The sequence below is a fragment of the Starkeya sp. ORNL1 genome, from assembly GCF_012971745.1.
GTDB lineage: Bacteria > Pseudomonadota > Alphaproteobacteria > Rhizobiales > Xanthobacteraceae > Ancylobacter.
In genome coordinates this window covers 3,038,574-3,058,942 of sequence record NZ_CP048834.1, presented here as the reverse complement: position 1 = coordinate 3,058,942, position 20,369 = coordinate 3,038,574, and the positions used below count along the sequence as shown (strand labels likewise).

The 20,369-nt window shown below is 65.6% G+C and carries 18 protein-coding genes; 14 read left to right on the top strand and 4 right to left on the bottom strand.

All coding sequences use genetic code 11. The features are described 5' to 3' along the window. Window positions 1-2: 2 nt before the first annotated feature. Window positions 3-878: an FAD binding domain-containing protein gene (locus G3545_RS14630; protein ID WP_170013785.1), complete on the bottom strand. Its 876-nt coding sequence runs from the start codon at window positions 876-878 to the stop codon at window positions 3-5. 453 nt (window positions 879-1,331) lie between these two features. Here G3545_RS14630 and G3545_RS14625 point away from each other — a divergent pair, with 453 nt between their 5' ends. From G3545_RS14625 to G3545_RS14585, 9 genes are all read left to right on the top strand, one after another. Next, on the top strand, window positions 1,332-2,315 hold the full coding sequence (locus tag G3545_RS14625) for a zinc-binding dehydrogenase (protein WP_170013783.1): 984 nt from the start codon (window positions 1,332-1,334) through the stop codon (window positions 2,313-2,315). Further along, window positions 2,312-3,838: a class I adenylate-forming enzyme family protein gene (locus tag G3545_RS14620; protein ID WP_170013781.1), complete on the top strand. Its 1,527-nt coding sequence runs from the start codon at window positions 2,312-2,314 to the stop codon at window positions 3,836-3,838. The genes G3545_RS14625 and G3545_RS14620 overlap by 4 nt, the downstream gene beginning before the upstream one ends. After that, window positions 3,835-4,269 (top strand): PaaI family thioesterase, encoded by a 435-nt coding sequence (locus G3545_RS14615; protein ID WP_170013779.1) that lies wholly within the window; start codon window positions 3,835-3,837, stop codon window positions 4,267-4,269. Before G3545_RS14620 ends, G3545_RS14615 begins: the two co-directional genes overlap by 4 nt. 305 nt (window positions 4,270-4,574) lie before the next feature. Further along, window positions 4,575-5,099 carry a thiamine pyrophosphate-binding protein gene (locus G3545_RS14610; RefSeq protein WP_170013777.1) on the top strand — a complete coding sequence of 175 codons (525 nt, stop codon included), beginning with the start codon at window positions 4,575-4,577 and terminating at the stop codon, window positions 5,097-5,099. A 16-nt stretch (window positions 5,100-5,115) separates the two neighbouring features. Next, window positions 5,116-5,727 carry a thiamine pyrophosphate-dependent enzyme gene (locus G3545_RS14605; protein WP_170013775.1) on the top strand — a complete coding sequence of 204 codons (612 nt, stop codon included), beginning with the start codon at window positions 5,116-5,118 and terminating at the stop codon, window positions 5,725-5,727. Window positions 5,728-5,749: 22 nt separating this feature from the next. Further along, window positions 5,750-7,162: an aldehyde dehydrogenase family protein gene (locus tag G3545_RS14600; protein ID WP_170013773.1), complete on the top strand. Its 1,413-nt coding sequence runs from the start codon at window positions 5,750-5,752 to the stop codon at window positions 7,160-7,162. 38 nt (window positions 7,163-7,200) lie between these two features. Continuing rightward, the gene (locus G3545_RS14595; RefSeq protein ID WP_170013771.1) at window positions 7,201-9,315 is read left to right on the top strand and encodes a hydantoinase/oxoprolinase family protein; all 2,115 of its coding nucleotides are present in this window, start codon (window positions 7,201-7,203) and stop codon (window positions 9,313-9,315) included. Window position 9,316: 1 nt separating this feature from the next. After that, complete coding sequence (locus G3545_RS14590) at window positions 9,317-10,912, top strand: hydantoinase B/oxoprolinase family protein (RefSeq protein ID WP_170013769.1); 1,596 nt, start codon at window positions 9,317-9,319, stop codon at window positions 10,910-10,912. Window positions 10,913-10,939: 27 nt separating this feature from the next. After that, window positions 10,940-11,299, top strand: a complete 360-nt coding sequence (locus G3545_RS14585; protein ID WP_206151433.1) for a RidA family protein — start codon at window positions 10,940-10,942, stop codon at window positions 11,297-11,299. A gap of 53 nt (window positions 11,300-11,352) precedes the next feature. On the opposite strand, the gene G3545_RS14580 is transcribed toward G3545_RS14585, so the two are convergent. The 3 genes from G3545_RS14580 to G3545_RS14570 are packed head-to-tail and all read right to left on the bottom strand — an operon-like array spanning window position 11,353 to window position 14,253. Next, on the bottom strand, window positions 11,353-12,414 hold the full coding sequence (locus G3545_RS14580; protein ID WP_170013765.1) for an aldo/keto reductase: 1,062 nt from the start codon (window positions 12,412-12,414) through the stop codon (window positions 11,353-11,355). 47 nt (window positions 12,415-12,461) lie between these two features. Further along, a complete protein-coding gene (locus tag G3545_RS14575) occupies window positions 12,462-13,118 on the bottom strand; it encodes an aspartate/glutamate racemase family protein (RefSeq protein WP_170013763.1) in 657 nt (218 codons plus the stop codon). Between the two features lie 46 nt (window positions 13,119-13,164). Continuing rightward, window positions 13,165-14,253, bottom strand: a complete 1,089-nt coding sequence (locus G3545_RS14570) for a LacI family DNA-binding transcriptional regulator (protein ID WP_170013761.1) — start codon at window positions 14,251-14,253, stop codon at window positions 13,165-13,167. A 320-nt stretch (window positions 14,254-14,573) separates the two neighbouring features. On the opposite strand from G3545_RS14570, the gene G3545_RS14565 reads away from it, so the two are divergent. The 5 genes from G3545_RS14565 (at window position 14,574) to G3545_RS14545 (ending at window position 20,362) form a co-directional block, all read left to right on the top strand. Beyond that, window positions 14,574-15,566, top strand: coding sequence for an ABC transporter permease (locus G3545_RS14565; RefSeq protein WP_170013759.1), 993 nt, complete (start codon window positions 14,574-14,576; stop codon window positions 15,564-15,566). Between the two features lie 57 nt (window positions 15,567-15,623). Further along, window positions 15,624-16,634, top strand: coding sequence for a substrate-binding domain-containing protein (locus G3545_RS14560; protein ID WP_170018088.1), 1,011 nt, complete (start codon window positions 15,624-15,626; stop codon window positions 16,632-16,634). Window positions 16,635-16,728: 94 nt separating this feature from the next. Then, the gene (locus tag G3545_RS14555; RefSeq protein ID WP_170013757.1) at window positions 16,729-18,285 is read left to right on the top strand and encodes a sugar ABC transporter ATP-binding protein; all 1,557 of its coding nucleotides are present in this window, start codon (window positions 16,729-16,731) and stop codon (window positions 18,283-18,285) included. Continuing rightward, window positions 18,282-19,316 (top strand): ABC transporter permease, encoded by a 1,035-nt coding sequence (locus tag G3545_RS14550; RefSeq protein WP_170013755.1) that lies wholly within the window; start codon window positions 18,282-18,284, stop codon window positions 19,314-19,316. Before G3545_RS14555 ends, G3545_RS14550 begins: the two co-directional genes overlap by 4 nt. Before the next feature lie 44 nt (window positions 19,317-19,360). Then, window positions 19,361-20,362 (top strand): dihydroxyacetone kinase subunit DhaK, encoded by a 1,002-nt coding sequence (locus G3545_RS14545; RefSeq protein ID WP_170013753.1) that lies wholly within the window; start codon window positions 19,361-19,363, stop codon window positions 20,360-20,362. Window positions 20,363-20,369 lie beyond the last annotated feature (7 nt).

The window sequence follows — 20,369 nt, the reverse complement described above, 5'->3', positions numbered from 1 at the left end:
TATCAACGCGTCGCCCGGTCCGATGCGCGAGCCAGAGCAATGCTCAAGCTCTTGCGGAGCATTGCTCGAGCGACGCTCAAGCGGTACTCCGCGCTGCCATGGAAATCGCCGAGCGCCTCGAGTTCCGAGCAGCTCTCAAGCGCGAGATTGATCGCCTCCGCACCGCCATCGGTGCCGATCAGCGACGCCTCGCCGGCGGCATGGCGCTGCGGCACCGAGCCGATGCCGCCGATGGCGATGGCGGCGCGCCCGATGATGCCGGTGGCGTTGCGCTCCACCAGCACCGCGGCGGAGGCGACCGCGAAATCGCCGTGGCGGCGGGCGAATTCCTGGAAGGCATGGCCGTGCGTCGCGCTCCACGGCGCGAACTCGATCGCGGTGACGATTTCGTCGGCCGCGATCCCCGGCATCATGAAGCCGGTGATGAACTCGCCGACCGGGATGCGGCGGGGGCCGTGCGGTCCGGTGGCCTCGATCTCGGCATCGAGCAGCAGCGCCAGCGTCGGCAGTTCGGAGGCGGGATCGAGATGGCAGAGGCTGCCGCCGATCGTGCCCCGGTTTCGCGTCTGGCGGTGGCCGACCAGCTTGAGCGCCTCCCGGAAGATCGGCGTCACCTCGAACAGGGCGTCGTCGATCTCGATGCGCCGCTGCCGGGTCATCGCGCCGATCCGGACCCTATCGGGGCGGATCTCGATGCCGGCAATGTCGAACAGGTTGTTGATGTCGACCAGCGCATCGGGAAACACGTAGCGCAGGTTCAGCATGGCCATCAGCGACTGGCCGCCGGCGAGCACCTTCGCATTCTCCGTCCGCGCCAGGATGGCTATCGCCTCCTGGAGCGTGTCGGGACGGAAATAGGTGAAAGGCGGCGGCTTCATAGGCTTGCTTCGGCTGGTCGTTGAAGGCCGCCGCTGCGGCTTTCGCACGCGATTGACGGTCATTATGGCACAGACGGGCAGATTGTTAGGGGCGCCGTCCCATCGCCGCAAATAACTAATTCCGTTCGATTATTGCGTTCTAAAAATATGTTGAAAGCCTCGCCGGGAAGCTGCCGAGGAAGCAGGCGGCGATTGCCTGCGGGCTGTTCAATCTGACCGTTTGCCGGGCACCTTCAATCCGCATGCAAAGCCGGAAGATCCCCGGCAAGGGGCTGGATAAACCTTATATTGCAACCATTTGTCCGGGCGCGCCGGTCGCCTGGATATATTGCGGAATATGAACAGTCGAAAGTATTTAACAATTTGTAGCCCCGGAATCTTCGCCTTATCCATGGCTCCACGAACGATGAGACGCAGATACGGGGCCGAATCCGGATGGCGATGAATGCGACGATGAAGGTTGTCGCCCTGCAACAGCATGGCGGCATCGAGCAGCTCAAATTCGAGGAATGGCAGAGGCCCGTCCCCACTGATGGCCAGGCGCTCATCGAGATCAAGGCCTGCGGCCTGAACTACATGGATGTGTTCGTCATGCACGGCATGCCGGACATGCCGACGCAGATGCCGCGCATCCCCGGTGGCGACATCGCCGGCATCGTGCGCGAAGTCGGCAAGGACGTGGATGCGAGCTGGGTCGGCAAACGCGTCGTGCTGTTCCCCCGCTTTCCCACCGGCGGCGTGCTGGGCGAGAACGGCAATGGCGGGCTGTGCGAGTTCATCGCGGTCGACCACCGCCAGCTGATCGCCATCCCCGATGCCGTCGGCTTCGAGGAAGCCGCGGCTTTGCCGATCGCCTACGGCACCTCGCACCGCATGCTGTTCACCCGCGGCCACATCAAGGCCGGCGAGAAGGTGCTGATCCTCGGCGCCAGTGGCGGCGTCGGCGTATCCTGCCTGCAATTCGCCAAGATGGCCGGCTGCGAGGTCTATGCCTGCACCTCCAGTGAGGAGAAGGGGCGCAAGCTCAAGGAGCTCGGCGCCGACCACATCATCGATTATGTCGAGACCCCCGAGTTCTCCCGCGCGGTGTGGACCGCCAGTGGCAAGAAGGGGGTCGATGTCGCCATCAACTTCACCGGCGGCGACACCTGGATCCAGACCCAGCGCTGCATGGCGGTGGGTGGGCGGATCCTCACCTGCGGCTCGACCGCCGGGCATATCAGCAGCATCGATGTGCGCTTCCTGTGGCACCGCGAGACCGAGATCATCGGCAGCCGCGCCTATGTCGCCGAGGACATCGTGGCGTGCCTCGATTATGTCGCCTCCGGCCGGCTCAAGCCGGTGATGGAAACCCGGCTGCCGCTGGAGCGGGCGGCCGAGGGCATCGCGCTGTTGGAAGGCCGCCGTATCTTCGGCAAGGTGATCGTGACGCCATGAGCGACGCCATCCGAAACCTCGGCAGCCTTGGCGGCAATTGCCGCGACAAGGGCCACCTCGCCATCATCGACCTGTGGGATCCGCAGAACCCCCGCGAGATCGATTATCCGACCTACCACGCTTCCTGCGACGCCGTCGCCCGCGGGCTGGTGAAGCGCGGTTTCAAGCCGGGCGACCGGATCGGCGTGTTCTGCTCCAACCGTGCCGAGTTCCTCGAAGTGTTCTACGGCGCGATGCGCGCCGGCGTCGTCCCGGTGATGATGGGCATCCTGCTGCCCAGGGACACCATTGCCTGGATCATCGAGGATTCCGGCATCAAGCTGGTATTCTGCGAAGCCAATCTGAAGGGCAATCTGCCGGCCGACGCACCTGCCGTGCTCGTCGATGTCGAGGACGGGCTCGCCGCCTTCAAGGATCCCGGCCCCTTCGAGCCCTTCGTGCCGGCTTACGATTCCGTCGCCTTCCAGCCCTACACGTCGGGCTCGACCGGGCGTCCGAAGGGCGTGCTGCTGTCGCACCGCGCGCACAGCTGGGTGGCCCAGACCATCGCGCAGGACCGCGACTTCTCGCCGGCCGACCGCATGATCGTCGCCGCCCCGCTCTATCACAAGCACGCCATGAACTCGATCAAGTGCGTGCTGTTCGGCGGCGCCACCGTCGTGCTGATGCGCAAGTTCGACGCGCGCGTCTATATCGAGGCGATCAACCGCTACCACACCACGGTGGTATCGGGCGTTCCCACCATCTTCGCGATGATGCTGCAGCAGCGCGACCTGCTGAACGGGCACGACTATTCCTTCGTCCGCCTCGCCACCATGGGTGGCGCCCCGGCCTCCGACGAGCTGATCGACCAGGTGGCCGAGCTGTTCCCCAATGCCAGGATCAATCTGATCTTCGGCATCACCGAGACCAGCGCGGCGCTATTCGGCCGTCATCCGGAAGGCGCGTTGCGCCCACGCCATTCGATCGGCTGGCCGATTGCCGGCAACGCGTTCCGCCTCGTCGGCGGCGATGACGAGAATTTCGGCACGCTGCACGTGCGCGGCCCCGGCATGATGAACGGGTATCACAACAATCCCGAGCAGATGGCCAAGCGCTTCGACGCGGAAGGCTGGTTCAATACCGGCGACATCCTGCGGCGCGACGAGATCGGCTGGTACTATTTCGTCGGCCGCTCCGACGACATGTTCACTTCGAGCGGCCACAACATCTATCCGGCCGAGGTCGAACTCATGCTGGAGCGTCACGACGACATCGAGCAGGCCATCGTGGTGCCGGCGCCGGACGAGATCAAGCACTGCGTGCCCTATGCCTTCCTGGTGAAACGGGTGGGATCGAACCTGTCGGAAGAGGAGGTCAAGCAGCACGCGCTGCAGAACGCGCCTCCCTATCAGTATCCGCGCAAGGTGATCTTCCTCGATGCGCTGCCGATGACCGGCGTCGGCAAAATCGACCGCCGCTCACTGGAGGCCGAGGCACGCCGGCTGCGCGAGGCGGCAAAGGCGGAAAGGCAGGGCGCATGAGCATCGAGAAACTCGACAAGACGGTTGCCGACGTCCAGGCCATCGTCGATCGCAGCGCCTATCTCACCTGGCTCGGCCTGAAGATACTGGAGCTCGGCGACGACACCATCGAACTGAAGGCGACCTGGCGCCCGGAATGGGTCGCCAATCCCGTCATCGGCCAGACCCAGGGGGGCATCCATGCCGCCCTGATCGATTTCGCCGCGAACCTTGCTCTGATGAACAGCATGGGGCGGCCGGTGCTGACCATCGATCTTCGCGTCGATTATCACCGCCTGGCGACCAAGGGCGATCTCATCGCCAAAGGGCGGGTCATCAAGCTCGGCAAGCAGGTCTCGACCTGCGAGGCGGAGATCTTCGACGAGGCCGGCCGGCTGCTCGCCAGCGGCCGGGGCAGCTTCCTGACCGCTCCGGCCAAGGACGCCGGATAGGCCTGGATCACACCTAGCTCGGATCGATCGAAGGGCCGGCCGCTTTTGTGCCCGGGACGGCTGGCTGCGTGCCGGGACGACCGGCAGATCGTCTGGGCAGGCCAAGATCTCCTCGATCGCCGAGGCCGGAGCCGCAAGTAAATAATCGGAAAAACCGAATAATGGACAAAAATTAGCAATTTGCGCCGGCAGTTGGCGACAACTAGCGTTCACGACAAGCAGGGCGAGGGAAAAGCTCGCCTTCCATGATCAGCAGCCGGTCAAGGCGCTGCGATCCCTTCACGAAATCTGGGGCTGGAATACGGATGTCTGGCGAAGCGACCACGGAAACCTGGGAAGACATCGTCGTTCGAGTACTGAAGGAAAACCAGGTCAGTCTCATCACCTATGTCCCCGACAATGTGCTTGCGCGGCTGATCCGCCTGCTCCAGGCGGATGCCTATTTCACGCTGGTCTCGCCGGCCCGCGAGGAAGAAGCGGTGGCGATCGCCACCGGTGCCTATATGGGCGGCAAGCGCGGCATCGTGCTGATGCAGACCAGCGGCTTCGCCACCATCGTCAACGCGCTGGCCTCGCTGGCCTGTCCGTTCCAGATCCCGCTGCTGATGATGATCTCGGAGCGCGGCACGCTCGGCGAATTCCAGCAGGGCCAGGCCATCGTCTGCCGCACCATGCGCCCGGTGCTGCAGAGCCTCGGCATCGAGCATTTCGCCATCCAGGAAATGGACCAGGTCGAGTTCGTCGTCAGCGGCATGGTCAAGCAGGCCTTCGCCACCCAGGCGCCGGCCGCGATGATCCTGTCTCCGCTCCTGACCAAGCGCGCCGCGTAAGGGGAGGGAACACGCAATGTCGAACATCGAACCCAACGTCGATCGTCACTCCGCCAAGCTGATGAACCGCACGGTCCTGACTCGTCGGTTCGTCGCCAAGCTCAAGTCGGAGGAGGCGGTCGTCGCCGGCATCGGCAACACCAATTTCGACCTCTGGGCGAGCGGTCAGCGGCCGCAGAATTTCTACATGCTCGGCAGCATGGGCCTTGCGACCCCGATCGCGCTCGGCGTCGCGCTGGCGCAGCCGCAGCGCAAGGTGTTCGCGCTGGATGGCGACGGCTCCATCCTGATGCAGCTCGGCACCTTCGGCACGGTCGCGAGCACCGCGCAGAAGAACCTCGCCATCATCATCTGGGACAATGGCGCCTACCAGATCACCGGCGGGCAGAACACCCTCACCTCGACGACGACCGACATTGTCGCGGTCGCCCGCGGCGCCGGCCTGGCGCAGAGCGCATGGGCGGCGGACGAGGAGCATTTCGATGCGCTGGTGGACCGGGCGCTGGCCGGCGACGGCCCCTGGCTGATCGTCGCCAAGATCGACGGCGAGAAGCCGGCCGGCACTACCGAGCGCGACCCGGTCAAGATCCGCCTCAACTTCATGAGTGGGCTGAGCAACAAGATCTGACGGCGAATATTTGGGTTTGGTGATGTCGAAGCTTCTGATTGGTGGCCGCTGGGTCGACGGTGTCTCGACCGACCGCCTCGCCGACAAGTATCGCGGCGAGATCTTCGGCGAGATGGCCGTCGCCTCGCTCGAGCAGGTCGATGAGGCCGTGGCCGGCGCCTATGCCGCCGTCTCGGCATCGAAGCTGACGCCGTACGACCGCTACCTCATCCTCTCCAAAGCCGCGGTTCTGCTTGAGGAACGCGTCGAGCCCTTGATCGCGCTGATGCGCGATGAGGCCGGTTTCACCCGCGCCGACGGCGACAATGAAGTGCGCCGCTGCATCCAGACGCTGCAGCTCTCCGCCGAGGAAGCCAAGCGGCTGAATGGCGAACTTGTGCCCATGGAATCCGGCGCGGGCGTGCGCGATCGCATGGGCTTCACCATCCGCGTGCCGCGCGGCGTGGTCTGCGCCATCACGCCGTTCAATTCCCCGCTGAACGTGGTGGCGCACAAGGTCGCCCCCGCGCTCGCCGGAGGCAATGCCGTGGTCCTCAAGCCTTCGGATCACACGCCGCTTTCCGCGGTCGAATTGTGCCGCGTGCTGATCGATGCCGGCCTGCCGGCGGAACTCCTCGCTTTGGTGCATGGCCCGGGCGCCACTATCGGGCGCCGTCTGCTCGCCGATCAGCGCATCGCCTTCTATGCCTTCACCGGCAGCACGCGGGTCGGGCGCGAGATCCAGGCGGCGGCGGGCCTGCGCGGCGTGCAGCTGGAGCTCGGCAGCATCGCCAGCACTATTGTCTGCCACGATGCCGATATCGATCGGGCGATCCCGCGCATCCTCAATGCCGGCTTCCGCAAGGCCGGTCAGGTCTGCACCTCGGTGCAGCGCCTGTTCGTCGACCGCCGCATCGCCGGAACCTTCGTTCCCAGGCTGCTGGAGGCGGTACGCGCCACCAAGGTTGGCGATCCCGCCGATCCGTCCGTCGTCATCGGTCCGATGATCACGCGCGAGCATGCCGAGCGGGCGGCATCCTGGGTGAAGGAGGCGGTCGAGGGCGGCGCGCGCATCCTGACCGGCGGCACGCATGAGGGAGTGGTCTTCACCCCTACGGTGCTCGACCGGGTCAATGACACGATGCGCGTCGTCTGCGAGGAGATCTTCGCGCCCGTGGTCTGCGTCATCGAGTTCGACGATCTGGGCGAGGCCGTCGCGCGTGCCAATGCCAGCCCGTTCGGCCTCTCCGCCGGGCTTTTCACCTCGGATCTCAGCACCGCCATGCGCACCGCCCGCGCGCTGCGCTTCGGCGGCGTCCACATCAATGAGGCGTCGAGCGCCCGCGTCGATGCCATGCCGTTCGGCGGCGTGAAGGACAGCGGCTTCGGGCGCGAAGGGCCGGCCTACGCCATTCGCGAGATGACCGAGGAACGGCTCATCACCATCGCCTACTGAACACAGCCCGTACTTCCGCTCAGAGACGACGCCCTGACATGAACAAGCCTGTCGCATTCGACAATACTTTGCGCGTAGCCGTCGATATTGGTGGAACCTTCACCGACGGCGTCGCGACCTTGTCACCCCGGGGGCGGATCTGGGTGGCGAAGTCACCGACCACGCCGGCCGATCCCGGCGAGGCGGTGACGACGGTCATCAAGGACCTGCTGCGCCAGGTCGAATTGTCCGACAAGGACACAGCGCCGGCTTTGGCGGAAGTGGTGCACGGCACGACGCTCATCACCAATACTTTGATCGAGCGCAAGGGCGCGAAGACCGCGCTGGTCACCAGCAGCGGCATGCGCGATGCGCTCGATATCGGCCGCGAGTGGCGCTACGACATTTATGATCTCGATATCGAGCTGCCGAAGCCGCTGATCGAGGCGGAACACCGCGTCGAGGTCGATGAGCGTCTGGACGCGCGCGGCGAAGTGCTGACGCCGCTCACTGAAGCCGATCTCGACCGTATGGTCGGGGAACTGTCGAAGCTCGATGTCGAATCCGTCGCCGTCTCGCTGCTGCACTCCTACATCAACACCGATCACGAGAAGCAGATCGAAGCCAGGCTGAAGGCGGCACTGCCGGGTCTCTCAGTGTCGCTCTCCTCGGATCTCGCCCGCGAGATCAAGGAGTTCGAGCGCACCTCGACGGTGGCCGCCAATGCCTATGTCAAGCCGCTGGTCGCGACCTATCTGAAAGAGCTTGGCTCACGCATCGAGGCGATCCGCCCAAGCATTCCGCTGCGGGTAATGGTGTCGAGTGGCGGCTTCAGCTCGGCGGAATCGGGCGCGGAATCCCCCATCCTGCTGCTGGAGTCGGGGCCTGCCGCCGGCGTCATGTCCGCTCTCAACACCGCCCGGCAGAACGGCGTCGACCAGGTGCTCGCCTTCGACATGGGTGGCACCACGGCCAAGGCCTGCGTCGCCGTGGGCGGCGAGGCGCCGATCGCGCACAGCTTCGAATGCGCCCGTGTCGAGCGCTTCAAGCGCGGCTCCGGCCTGCCGATCCTGATCCCGAGCATCGAGCTGATCGAGATCGGCGCCGGTGGCGGCTCGATCGCGCATTGCAACCGGCTGGGCCTGCTCAATATCGGCCCGGAATCCTCCGGTTCGGTGCCGGGGCCTGCCTGCTATGGCCGCGGCGGCACCGATCCCACGGTGACCGACGCCGACCTGCTGCTCGGCTATCTCAGCCCCGACAATTTCCTCGGCGGCGAGATGAAGCTCGATGTCGCCGGCGCCGAACAGGCGATGTCGCGCCTCGCCGGCGAGCTCAAGGTCGGGCCGACCGAGGCGGCCTGGGGCATCTGCAACGTCGTCAATGAGAACATGGCGAGCGCGGCCAGGATCCACATCGCCGAGAACGGGCTCGATCCGCGCGACTTCACCATGGTGGCGACCGGCGGCGCCGGCCCGGTCCATGCCGTCGAAGTGGCGCGCAAGCTGCGCATCCCGCGCGTGCTGATCCCCATCGCCGCCGGTGCGGGTTCCTGCCTCGGCATGCTGGCGGCGCCGGCCCGCATCGATCGGGCCTGGTCTAACCCGCAGCTCCTGGTCGATGTCGATTGGGCCAAGGTGGCGGCAAATCTGGCCGCGCTGCGCCGGCAGAGCGAGGTCGAGTTGGCCGCGGCGGGCGCCGAACAGGTCGAGTGGGTGATCGGCGCGGAGATGCGCTATTACGGCCAGGGCGCCGAGATCAGCGTGTCCATTCCCTATGAGGAGGTCTCGGCGTCGACGGCGAAGGTGTTGCTGGCCGCCTTCGAGGCCGAGTATGAGCGGCTCTATGGCCGCCTGGTGCCCAATGCGGCGCCGCAGGTCATCACCTGGCGCCTCGTCGGCCGGGCGCCGAGCGTAGGCCACCATTTCGAATGGGGCGATGATCGCGTCAAGGCACGGTCAGCGGCGACCGGCGCGCGTGCGATCTATCTGCCGCTCAAGGCCGGCTACGGAATGGTCGAGGTCTATAATCGCTACTCCGTCCAGCCGGGGCAGACGCTCAAGGGACCGCTTATCCTCGAGGAGCGGGAATCCACCATCGTCGTCGCCGTCGAGGCGGACGTCACCATCCGGCCCGATCTCACCGTCGCCGTGACGATCAAGGAATTCGACTGACATGGAAAACCTGGTTGCAGAGCGCCCGTCTTCCCTGGCAAGCGAGGCACCCGTCCCGAACGAGAAGTTCGACGCGATCGAGCTGGAAATCCTGTGGAAGCGTCTCATCAGTGTCGTCGACGAGGCGTCGGCGGCCTTTGTGCGCACCTGCTTCTCGACCCTGGTGCGAGACGGCAATGATTTTGCCATCGTGCTGACCGATGCGCAGGGCCGCTCGCTGGCGCAATCGACCATGAGCCTGCCGGGATTCATCGGCTGCCTGCCGGCGACGGTGCGGCATTTCCTCGACCGGTTCCCGGCCGAGACCATGAAGCCGGGCGACGTCTTCATTACCAATGATCCCTGGAAGGGATCGGGCCATGTCCATGACGTCACCACGGCGACACCGATCTTCCACAAGGGCAAGCTGGTGGCCTTCGCCGCCGTGGTCTCGCACCTGCCGGACATCGGCGGCAAGCTGCGCAGCAATTCCAGCCGCGAGATCTATGAGGAGGGGCTGCAGATCCCGTTGATGCGGCTGCTCGACGGCGGCAAGGCCAATGACATCCTGATCGAGGTGATCTCGCAGAACATCCGCGTTCCCGAACAGGGCATGGGCGATATCTGGGCCCAGGTCTCCGGCTGCCGGACCATGGCCGAGCGCCTGCAGGGCCTGCTCGACACTGTGGATCTCGACGATCTCGGCGCCGAGGTGCGGGCGAGGTCCGAACGGGCGATGCGGGACGCGATCCGGCAGATTCCGGACGGGGTCTATCGCTCGACCGTGCAGCATGATGGCTTCGACAAGCCGATCGTGATCGAGTGCGAGCTCACCGTGAAGGGTGACGAGATCGCCATCGACTATGCCGGCACCAGCCCGCAGCTGCCACATGCGCTCAATGTCGTGCCGATCTACACTTTCGCCTACACCGTCTATGGTCTGAAGGCGCTGCTCTGCCCGGACATTCCCAACAATGAAGGCAGCTTCCTGCCGATCTCGACCAAGGCGCCGCTCGGCTCGCTGCTGAACCCGACCTATCCGGCCGCCTCCGGTGGCCGCAGCGCGATCGGCCACCTGCTGCCGGCAGCGGTGTTCAAGGCTCTGGCCGACGTGCTGCCGGACAAGGTGTGGGCGGCGGGCTCGCCCAATTCGTCGCTGACCATGTCGGGCGAGTATCGCGCCAAGCGTTTCGCCGTCGTCAATTTCCTCAATGCCGGCCAGGGCGCGAACGCCCGGCGCGACGGTTTCTCGGCATTGAGCTTCCCCGCCAATCTCGGCAACACGCCGGTCGAGATGATGGAGAACCTCGCGCCGATCAAGGTGCTGCGCCGCGAGATCCGCCGCGACAGCGGCGGCGAGGGTCGCCACCGCGGCGGCGGCGGCATCAGCTTTGAATTCGAGATCCTGCCGGATGCCTCCGATGTCATGGCCTCGTTCCTGATGACGCAGTTGAAGTCGCCGACCTCGGGCTTCGCAGGCGGCGGTGCGGGCAAGCCGGGCCGGCTCATCATCAACGGCAAGCAGGTCGACCCGACCGAGCCGCGCGTGCTCAAGGCCGGCGACCGCATCCTGATGGAGACGGCGGGCGGCGGCGGCTACGGCGCGCTCCACGGCTGATCCGCCATGGTTTCAATCAGACAGGGAATGTTCATCGTGGACGACATCACGCGCATCGACCAGAACCACCGCCGCAGCCGGGCGCTGACCCATAATGGCATCGCCTATACGGCGGGGCAGATCCCCGACGACATGAGCCTCGATATTGCCGGGCAGGCAGGGCAGGTTCTGGCGAAGATCGACGACCTGCTGAGGGAGGCCGGCACCGACCGCAGCCGCATCCTCACCGCGCAGGTGTGGCTGCGCACCATGGAGGATTTCGCCGCCTTCAACGCGGTGTGGGACGCGTGGGTGGTGCCCGGCCGCACGCCCGCTCGCTGCTGCGGCAAGGTAGAGATGAACAATCCCGCCTGCCGGGTCGAGATCCTGGTGACCGCTGCACTGTAAGGCCGATCGGTCGCGAAGCCGGAGACGATGCCCGGCTGCGCGCCCGCGTCCGGCTAGACCTTGCCGAGATCCTCGTAGCTCGCATGCAATGCCCAGTCGCCCGGGCTGAACCGGTCGCGGGCGAAATTGTGCTGGTGCCAATAGGGATAGATGTACGGCACCCGGCTGGCCTGGTTGAGGCGCTCCAACTCGGCTGCTTCCAGTTCAAGGTCGACGGCGGCGATGTTGTCGAGGAAGTGTTGCTCCTCGGTGCCGCCGACCACCAGCGACGCGACGCCCGGCCGCGTCAGCGTCCACGCCAGTGCGACCTGAGCGGCGGTGACGCCGCGGGCCGCGGCGATGGAATCGAGCACGTCGACGATGTTCCACAACCGCTCGGCATCGCGGATCGGCGGCTCGGTCCAGCCAGCGGCCTGACGGGATGAAGCCGGCGCCCGGTCGCGCCCGAACGCGCCGGAGAGCAGGCCGGCCGCGAGCGGGCTCCACACCATCACGCCGACGCCCTGGTCGATCGCGATGGGGAGCAGTTCGTATTCCGCCTCGCGCGCTTCAAGCGTGTAGTGGATCTGCTGCGCGACGAAACGCGGCAGCCTCATTGCCTCGGCGACACCGAGCGCTTTCATCAGGTGCCAGCCGGAATAGTTGGAGCAGCCGATATAGCGGATCTTGCCCTGCTGGATCAGCGTATCGAGCGCGCCGAGCATTTCCTCGACCGGCGTGACGCCGTCCCATTCATGCATGAAGTAGATGTCGATGTGGTCGGTGCGCAGGCGCTTGAGGCTGCGCTCGCATTCACGGATGAGGTGGTAGCGCGAGGTACCTTCGTCGTTCGGCCCGTCGTCGATGCGCATGCGCGCCTTGGAGGAGATCAGCACACGGTCGCGGCGCCCCTCCAGCACCTCGCCGACGATCTCCTCGGACCGGCCCAGCGAATACATGTTCGCGGTGTCGAACACGTTGATCCCGCCGTCGAGACACACGTCGACGAGGCGGCGCGCCTCCTTGACGCCGTGATTTGCAACCTTGGCGAAATCGCCGACCCCGCCGAACGAGAAGGTGCCCATGCTGAGCGCCGATACCTTGAGGCCGGAACGGCCGAGCGTCCTGTACTTCATCTTCCTGCTCGCGACTGACGGGTGAGAGGGTGCAGCGTCGCCGGCCTTCAGGCCGCGGCGAGCTGCGTGGCAATGTAGGAAACGCCGAGCTCCGGGCTCGTGAGCACCGGCACCGTCGTGGGCTCGGCCGAAGTCAGCGCGCCGGCCATCGATGCCTGCGCCAGCACCACGATGTCGACCCGCGTCGCGAGCTCACCGAAGGCGGCGCGCACGTTTTCGTCGTGGCCGGAGCGGTCCCCCACCATCAGCCGTTCGAATGCGCCGTCGCAGACCCGATCAATCACGGTGCAGTCGCGCCCGGCGATGGTGGCCTCGGTACGGATGAGCCGGCTGGTCGGGCCAAGTGTGGTCGAAAGCGTCGCCAGCACCCCGATGCGCGGCGCCCGCGTGACCGCTGCCGCCGCCATGCCGCGGTCGATGCGGAACAATGGGACCGGAATGAGTGGGCGCAGCGCGTCCGTGGCGTCGCCCAGTGAGGAGCAGGTCACCACAATGGCGTCGGCCCCGGCCTCCGCGGCTCCGCAGACATAGGCGGCGAGCCGGCGCACCGTCACCTCGGAAGGGCTCCCGTCCCGGATCGTATCCTGCAGCAGGCTCTCGTCCGCAATGTTGTAGCTCTGCCAGTCCGGCAGTGCCTGCGCGAACAAAGGTCGGAACCGTTCGATCAGCGCGGGGACGGTATGGACCAGGGCAAGGCGCGGCATTGGTTCCTCCCGTCCCGACGATTATTCGCCGGTTTCTTTCATTCCATCAGGCCGATTGCGTCGCCCGCGGCTGACGCAGAACGCGGGCGATAGTCGGCGCCGAACCGCCGGGCACGTCGCTGGCGCGCGTGATCAGCTCGGCGCCGACGAGGATCTTCACCGGCGGCTGCGTCTCGGGCGCATTGATGATGTCGTCGAGTACCGTGACGGCGAAATAGCCGATCTTGCGCTTCGACACGTCTATGGTGGTCAGCGGCGGTTCCATGGTCGAGCTGAGCGGAAGATTGTCGAAGCCGATGATGGCGACGTCTTCCGGGATCCGCACGCTGAACTCGCGCAGTGCCTTGATGAAGCCATAGGCGATGACGTCGTTGGTGCAGAAATAGCAGTCGGCGAGGTCGATACCTGCGCCGAGCAGGCGGACGGCGTCGGCATAGGCCCCATCGAAGGTCGATTCGACCGAGAGGATGTGGCCGGGATTCGCCTCCAGGCCAAGCCGCGCCATGTTGCGGAAGAACGCCTCCTGTCGCAGGCGGAAATTCGTGGTGTCGACGTGGCTGGCAACGAAGCCGATCCGGCTGAAACCCTGGCTGCGCAGCCGTACCAGCACTTTGTGGACCGCATCCTCGTTGTTCATGTTGACGAAATTGGCGTCGATCACATCGAAGACGGTGTCGATGAACACGGTCGGCAGGCCGAGGCTCTGGATCATCCGGATGTCGGCTTCCGACAATTCGGTGCCGAGCGCGATAACGCCGCTGACCGGCGCGGCGGCGAGCGACTCCGCGACTGCGCCGATCGGCTGGCCCTCGAAGGACACGACCTCGAGCGTATAGCCACGTCGCGTCGCTTCCGCCGACATACCGTCGATGTAGTCGGAGATGAACACGCTGTGGTCGCGGTTCACGGTATGCCCGTGCTTTGCGATCTTCAGGAACCTGATGGTCTCGCTGGCTTCAAGGCGCGGTCGCGGGATTCGGGCGACATAGTTCAGCTTGGCTGCCGCCTCGAGCACGCGCGCGCGGGTGACGCCGGAAATCTCCCCTTTGCCATTCAGCACCAGAGACACGGTGGAGGGTGACACGCCGGCCAAAGCCGCAATGTCCCGGATCGTGAGAGATCGCTTCTGCTTCATCGCCCGAAGCGCGTCCGCGCCCTTTTGCGAGCTGCCGGATGGCAATTTTGTTTAGTAAACAATGCAGCTCTCTCCTTGACGGTTACGGCAAAAAACTACGGCTTGCAACAGGCTTGCCATCCGAGCTGTAGATGATGGCGCGCCGCAGCGAAGTCGTGATGCGCTGCGGTATTGCCGAGCTTCGGAGTCGGCCGGCACTGGGGCCCACGCTCTGAAGGCGTCGAGCGAGGGCCTCCTGTCGGCTTGCGCATCGCGGAAGGCTTTGCTAGGAATTTTAGTGAAGCTGGTCTGAATTTACTAAAAAACTCCGGGAGGAGGCCATGCGGACAGGCGGACAGCTCGTCATGCTCGTCGCCATCAATGTGCTGCTGCTCGCGCTCGGAGCGGTGATCTCCGGCGGCGCGTTCCTGTCCCTGTTCAATCTCCAGTCGATGGCGAGCCAGCTGCCCGAGATCGGCCTCCTCGCCATTGGCGTCACCTTGGCCATGTGCGCCGGCAATGGCGGCATCGATCTTTCCGGCATCGCGCTGGCCAATCTGTCGAGCGTGCTCTCCGCGGTGCTCGTCGGGCTGGTCCTCTCCAGCGCGGATCAGGAGGCCGCCTACTCGCTGGCCTTCATCGTGGTCGCGATCGCCGTGGGCTGCATCGGCGGCACCATCAACGGCGTGCTGATCAGCCGCCTCAACATCACGCCGATCCTGTGCACGCTCGGCACGCAGATGGCCTTTACCGGCGTCGCGGTCGTGGTCTCCGAGGGGAGGGCGGTCACGGTCGGCAGTCCGGAGCCGCTCGCCAGTCTCGGCGAGGGAACGCTCGCGGGCGTGCCGATCGGTTTCCTGATCTTCGTGCTGGTGGCCACCTTCATCGGCGCGATGCTCAAATACACGCCCTACGGACTCTGGCTCATGCTGATGGGAACCAATCCCAAGGCGGCGACCTATGCCGGCTTCCCGAAGACGCGCGTGCTGATCGCCACCTATGCGCTGAGCGGCACGCTGTCCGGGCTCGCCGGCGTCATCATTGCAGCACGCAACGTCAACGTGAAGTGGGACTACGGCACGTCCTACCTTCTGATCGCGATCCTTATTGCGGTCATGGCCGGCGTCCGCCCGGAGGGCGGCTATGGCCGGATCATCTGCGTCGTGCTCGCGGCGATCGCCCTGCAGCTGATGTCGAGCCTTTTGAATTTCGGCGGCCTTTCGAACTTCGTGCGCGATTTCGCCTGGGGTGCGCTGCTTCTCACCTTCCTGGCCGTCGGCCGCTACGACCTGGTCGGCTTCGTTTCCCCGAAGAGGAGGCGAACGCTCGTGTGATGCGAAATCCCTCACGCATCGCGAAGGTTCTTGAGGGAGGCAACAATGGAGGAAACTATGGGCGCATTCTCGAAGAAGATCCTCGTCGGTTCCGTGATGGCGGCGGCGATCGTCGCCGGCTCGGCCGGCGTGCTGGTGGCGCAGGACAAGCCGGTGATCGCCACCGTGGTGAAGATCAGCGGCATTCCGTGGTTCGATCGCCTGAACACCGGCGTCGTGGCGTTCCAGAAGGCCAATCCGGACGTCGTGGCGACGCAGTACGGACCGGCGACCGCCGATGCGGCGCAGCAGCTCCAGATCATCCAGGATCTCACCGCCAAGGGCGTGAACGCGCTCGCCGTGGTGCCGATGGACCCGGCGGTGATTGAAGGCGCGCTGAAGCGCGCGATGGACCGCGGCATCGTCGTGGTGACGCACGAGGCCGACAACCAGAAGAACACCCAGGCCGATGTCGAGGCGTTCGACAACGCCGAATACGGCAAGGCGCTGAACGAGCGGCTCTCCCAGTGCATGGGCGGCAAGGGCAAGTGGACCACCTTCGTCGGCTCGCTCGGCAGCCGCACGCACCTGCAGTGGGTCGGCGCCGGCGAGGCGAACGCCAAGAGCCACCCGGGCATGCAACTCGTCGACCCGAACAACGAGTCGTTCGACGACGCCAACGCCACCTATGAGAAGGCGAAGGAAATCCTGCGCAAGCACCCTGATATCAAGGGCTTCCAGACCTCCGCCGGCAATGACGTGCTCGGCGTCGGCCGCGCCATCGACGAAGCCGGCCTGACCGGCAAGGTCTGCCTGGTCGGCACCGGCCTGCCGAACCCCTCGGCGGACCTGCTCGAATCCGGCGCGATCACCGCCATCGGCTTCTGGGATCCGCAGAAGGCGGGCATGGCGATGAACTCGGTCGCCAAGCTGCTGCTCGCCAAGAAGCCGCTCACCGACGGCATGGATCTCGGCGTGCCCGGCTACAACAAGGTGAAGATCACCAAGGGTCCCGGCGAAGGTGTGCTCATCATCGGCAACGGCATGGTCCTCGCCGACAAGAACACCTACAAGGAATTCCTCTTCTGACCCGTTGCTGTTGAAGCTATCCCGGAGGCTCGACCCGAGCCTCCGGCCGCCGGGTCGTCCGCGTCCCCGGCGTAGCGTGAATGAGGTCGCGCGCGTGTCCGACAATCACAACGATCCGCATCGGCCGGACCATTTCCTCGAAGTGCGAGGAATTCATAAGCGGTTCGGCGGCGTCCATGCCCTGCGCGGCGTCGGCTTCTCGCTCGAGGCGGGCGATGCCTACCATCTGCTCGGCGAGAATGGCTGCGGCAAGAGCACCGTGATCAAGATCATGTCCGGGGCGCTAGCGCCGGACGAAGGCGAGATCGTGCTCGACGGCCATTCCTTCCGGGCGCTATCGCCGATCCAGGCGCTCAGTGCGGGCATCGAGACCGTCTACCAGGACCTCTCGCTCATCCCGAATCTCACCGTGGCCGAGAACGTCGCGCTCAGCGAGCAACTGGTGATGAGCGGCGGCCACCTTGCCCGGCTGTTCGACCGCGGGCGGCTGCGCCAGACCGCGAGCGCCGCGCTCAAGACGGTCGGCCTGCCCACGGACCGGGGCTTCCTCGGCACCGTGGTATCCGAGCTGCCGCTGGCGTCGCGGCAGCTCGTCGCCATCGCCCGCGCCATCGCCACACGGGCGAAGCTTGTCATCATGGACGAGCCGACCACCTCGCTCACGCGCCGGGAGGTCGACAATCTCATCCGTGTCGTCGCGCGCCTGCGCTCTGAGAACGTCGCCGTGCTGTTCGTCACCCACAAGCTGGAAGAGTGCTATCGCATCGGCGGCCACGCCATCGTCTTCCGCGACGGCCAGTGCGTCGCCCAAGGGCCGATCGAGAGCTACACCAGGCGCCAGCTCGCCGAGCTGATGACCGGACGGCAGATCGATTCCCAGCGCTACCGGACCGGGCGGCCGCAGGACGAGGAGCTTCTTCGCGTCGAGCGGCTTTCTCGGCAGCCCGGCTTCGAGCAGATCAGCTTCGCCGTCCGCAAGGGGGAAATCCTCGGCATCACCGGTCTCGCCGATTCCGGCCGCAACGAGCTCGCCACGGCGATCGCCGGCATCACGCCCGCCATTGAGGGCAAGGTGACGATCGAGGGCCGCGAAATCCGCGTCCACCACCCCTCGCAAGCCATCGCCGCGGGCATCGGCTATGTGCCGGAGGATCGTCTGGCCGAGGGGCTGTTCCTCGACAAATCGATCTTCGAGAACGAGATCGCCCTTGTGGTGCGCAAGCTCGCCAACAATTTCGGCATCGTCGACAAGGCAAAGGGCCGCGCGCTTGCCGCCAAGGTGTCCGAAGACATGCGGCTCAATACGCGCGATCTCGAACTGCCGGTGGGCGCGCTTTCCGGCGGCAACCAGCAGCGCGTCCTGATCGGGCGCTGGCTCAGCATCCTGCCCAGGTTCCTGCTGCTTCACGGCCCCACGGTCGGCGTGGATGTGGGCTCGAAGGATACGATCTACCGTGTCATCCAGCAGCTCGCCGAGGCGGGGATGGGACTGGTCATCGTCAGCGACGACCTGCCCGAACTCCTGCAGAATTGCGACCGCATCCTGGTGATGAATGCAGGGCGGATCGTGGCGGAGTTCGACGCCGAACAGGCCGACGAGAACTCGCTCTACCGGGCCATGCTGGATTCAAAGACGGAGATGGTCCAATGAGCTCGTCGCAGCTGGAAGGAATTCAACCCAGCACGCGCGAGGCGCGCTCGTTCGGTCTCGTCCAATTGGTGAGCCGGCGTCCGGAGGCGATCACCTTCGCCCTGCTGGTGGCGATCTGCTTCGCCGTGGCGGTGATCAATCCGGCGTTCCTGCAGCCCTCGACCCTGATCGACATCGGCCGGGCCAGCGTGGTGATGGGGCTGTTCGCCCTCGGCGTCTTCATCATCCTCGCCGCCGGCGGCATCGACGTGTCGTTCACCGCGATCGCCGCGTTCACCATGTATTCGCTGACGCTGCTGGTGGGGAAGTATTTCCCCGGCGCGCCCATCGTCCTGGTGTTGCTCATGGCCATGGCCGGCGGCGCGCTGCTCGGCGTCGTCAACGGCCTGCTGGTGCACCATCTGCGGGTGCCCTCGCTGATCGTCACCATCGGCACCCAGTATCTGTTCCGCGGCATACTGCTTGCCTTCATCGGCACCGTCTGGATCATGTCCCTGCCGCCCCAGATGGGCGCGTTCGGCCGCATGCCGCTGGTGCAGTTCGAGGCGTCGAACGGCGCCCTCATCACCTTGCCGGTCTATTTTCTCATCCTGCCGGTGGCGGCGCTGGTCACCTGGTGGATGCTGAACCGCACGCTGATGGGCCGCGCCATCTTCGCGGTCGGCGGCAACGCCAATGTCGCCGCGCGCGTCGGCTACAATCTGCGCACCGTCCACGTCTTCCTTTTCGCCTATGCGGGCGCGCTCGCCGGGCTGGCCGGCATCATCCATGTCTGCGCCAACCGCCACGCCAACCCGTTCGACCTGGTCGGCACCGAGATCAACGTGATAGCCGCGGTCGTGCTTGGCGGCGCGCGGATCACCGGCGGCACCGGCACGGTCCTCGGCACCATCCTCGGCGTGCTGCTGGTGGTCGTGGTGAACAGCGTGCTGGTGATGGTGGGGATACCGAGCACGTGGCAGCGCGTGGTCGTCGGCGGCTTCATCCTGCTCGCCGCCGCGTTTTTCGTGATGTGCCAGAGAAAAAGCTGAACTGAAACTGCGAACCAGCGATAGCGCGACCGAAGAGGGACAAGATGAAAAAATTTCTCAATGACGCGACGACCTTCGTCGACGAGATGCTGGAGGGCATCTACCGCGCGCATCCGCAGGTGACCTATGTCGGCGACGACAAGCGCTGCCTCGTGGTCGCCAATCGGAAGGCCGGCAAGGTCGGCATCGCCACCGGCGGCGGCTCGGGCCACCTGCCGCTGTTCCTCGGCTATGTGGGCGACGGCATGCTCGATGGCTGCGCCGTGGGCGGCGTGTTCCAGTCGCCGAGCGCCGACCAGATGCACGAGGTCACCAAGTACATCGACCAAGGCGCTGGCGTGCTCTACATCTTCGGCAATTACAGCGGCGACATCATCAATTTCGACATGGCGGCCGAGCTTGCGGACATTGACGGCATCCGCGTGAAGCAGGTCATCGGCAATGACGACGTCGCCTCCTCGGTGGTGGGCGAAGAGCACAAGCGCCGCGGCGTCGCCGGCATCTTCTTCGTTTACAAGGCGGCAGGCGCGGCGGCGGCCGAGGGTCTTTCGCTCGATGAGGTGGCGCGCATCGCCGACAAGGCGCGGCTGAACACCCGGACCATGGGCGTCGCGCTGTCGAGCTGCGTCGTTCCCGAAGTGGGGCACGCCACCTTCTCCATCGGCGAGGACGAGATGGAAATCGGCATGGGCATCCATGGCGAGCCGGGCATAAGCCGGAAGAAGCTCGCCCCTGCCGACCAGGTGGTCGACGAGATGATGGAGCGCATCTTCGCCGAACATCCGCTGACCACGGGCGACGAGGTTGCCGTTCTGGTGAACGGGCTGGGCGGCACGCCACGCGAGGAGCTCTACATCCTGTTCCGCCGCGTGTCCCAGCTGATCGAGGGGCGCGGCGCCAAAGTGAAGCATGTGTGGATCGGCGAGTTCGCGACCGCCATGGAAATGGCCGGCGCCTCGATCTCGGTGCTGACGCTCGACGCGGAACTGGATCGCCTGGTGGCGGCCCCGGCGCACACGCCGTTCTTCACCCACGTCGCGGTGTGAGGAGACG

Bases quoted from the DNA above. Each gene is read 5' to 3' on its own strand.
- G3545_RS14630 (WP_170013785.1), bottom strand. From the start codon at position 878: ATGAAGCCGCCGCCTTTCACCTATTTCCGTCCCGACACGCTCCAGGAG.
- G3545_RS14625 (WP_170013783.1), top strand. From the start codon at position 1,332: ATGAAGGTTGTCGCCCTGCAACAGCATGGCGGCATCGAGCAGCTCAAA.
- G3545_RS14620 (WP_170013781.1), top strand. From the start codon at position 2,312: ATGAGCGACGCCATCCGAAACCTCGGCAGCCTTGGCGGCAATTGCCGC.
- G3545_RS14615 (WP_170013779.1), top strand. From the start codon at position 3,835: ATGAGCATCGAGAAACTCGACAAGACGGTTGCCGACGTCCAGGCCATC.
- G3545_RS14610 (WP_170013777.1), top strand. From the start codon at position 4,575: ATGTCTGGCGAAGCGACCACGGAAACCTGGGAAGACATCGTCGTTCGA.
- G3545_RS14605 (WP_170013775.1), top strand. From the start codon at position 5,116: ATGTCGAACATCGAACCCAACGTCGATCGTCACTCCGCCAAGCTGATG.
- G3545_RS14600 (WP_170013773.1), top strand. From the start codon at position 5,750: ATGTCGAAGCTTCTGATTGGTGGCCGCTGGGTCGACGGTGTCTCGACC.
- G3545_RS14595 (WP_170013771.1), top strand. From the start codon at position 7,201: ATGAACAAGCCTGTCGCATTCGACAATACTTTGCGCGTAGCCGTCGAT.
- G3545_RS14590 (WP_170013769.1), top strand. From the start codon at position 9,317: ATGGAAAACCTGGTTGCAGAGCGCCCGTCTTCCCTGGCAAGCGAGGCA.
- G3545_RS14585 (WP_206151433.1), top strand. From the start codon at position 10,940: ATGTTCATCGTGGACGACATCACGCGCATCGACCAGAACCACCGCCGC.
- G3545_RS14580 (WP_170013765.1), bottom strand. From the start codon at position 12,414: ATGAAGTACAGGACGCTCGGCCGTTCCGGCCTCAAGGTATCGGCGCTC.
- G3545_RS14575 (WP_170013763.1), bottom strand. From the start codon at position 13,118: ATGCCGCGCCTTGCCCTGGTCCATACCGTCCCCGCGCTGATCGAACGG.
- G3545_RS14570 (WP_170013761.1), bottom strand. From the start codon at position 14,253: ATGAAGCAGAAGCGATCTCTCACGATCCGGGACATTGCGGCTTTGGCC.
- G3545_RS14565 (WP_170013759.1), top strand. From the start codon at position 14,574: ATGCGGACAGGCGGACAGCTCGTCATGCTCGTCGCCATCAATGTGCTG.
- G3545_RS14560 (WP_170018088.1), top strand. From the start codon at position 15,624: ATGGGCGCATTCTCGAAGAAGATCCTCGTCGGTTCCGTGATGGCGGCG.
- G3545_RS14550 (WP_170013755.1), top strand. From the start codon at position 18,282: ATGAGCTCGTCGCAGCTGGAAGGAATTCAACCCAGCACGCGCGAGGCG.
- G3545_RS14545 (WP_170013753.1), top strand. From the start codon at position 19,361: ATGAAAAAATTTCTCAATGACGCGACGACCTTCGTCGACGAGATGCTG.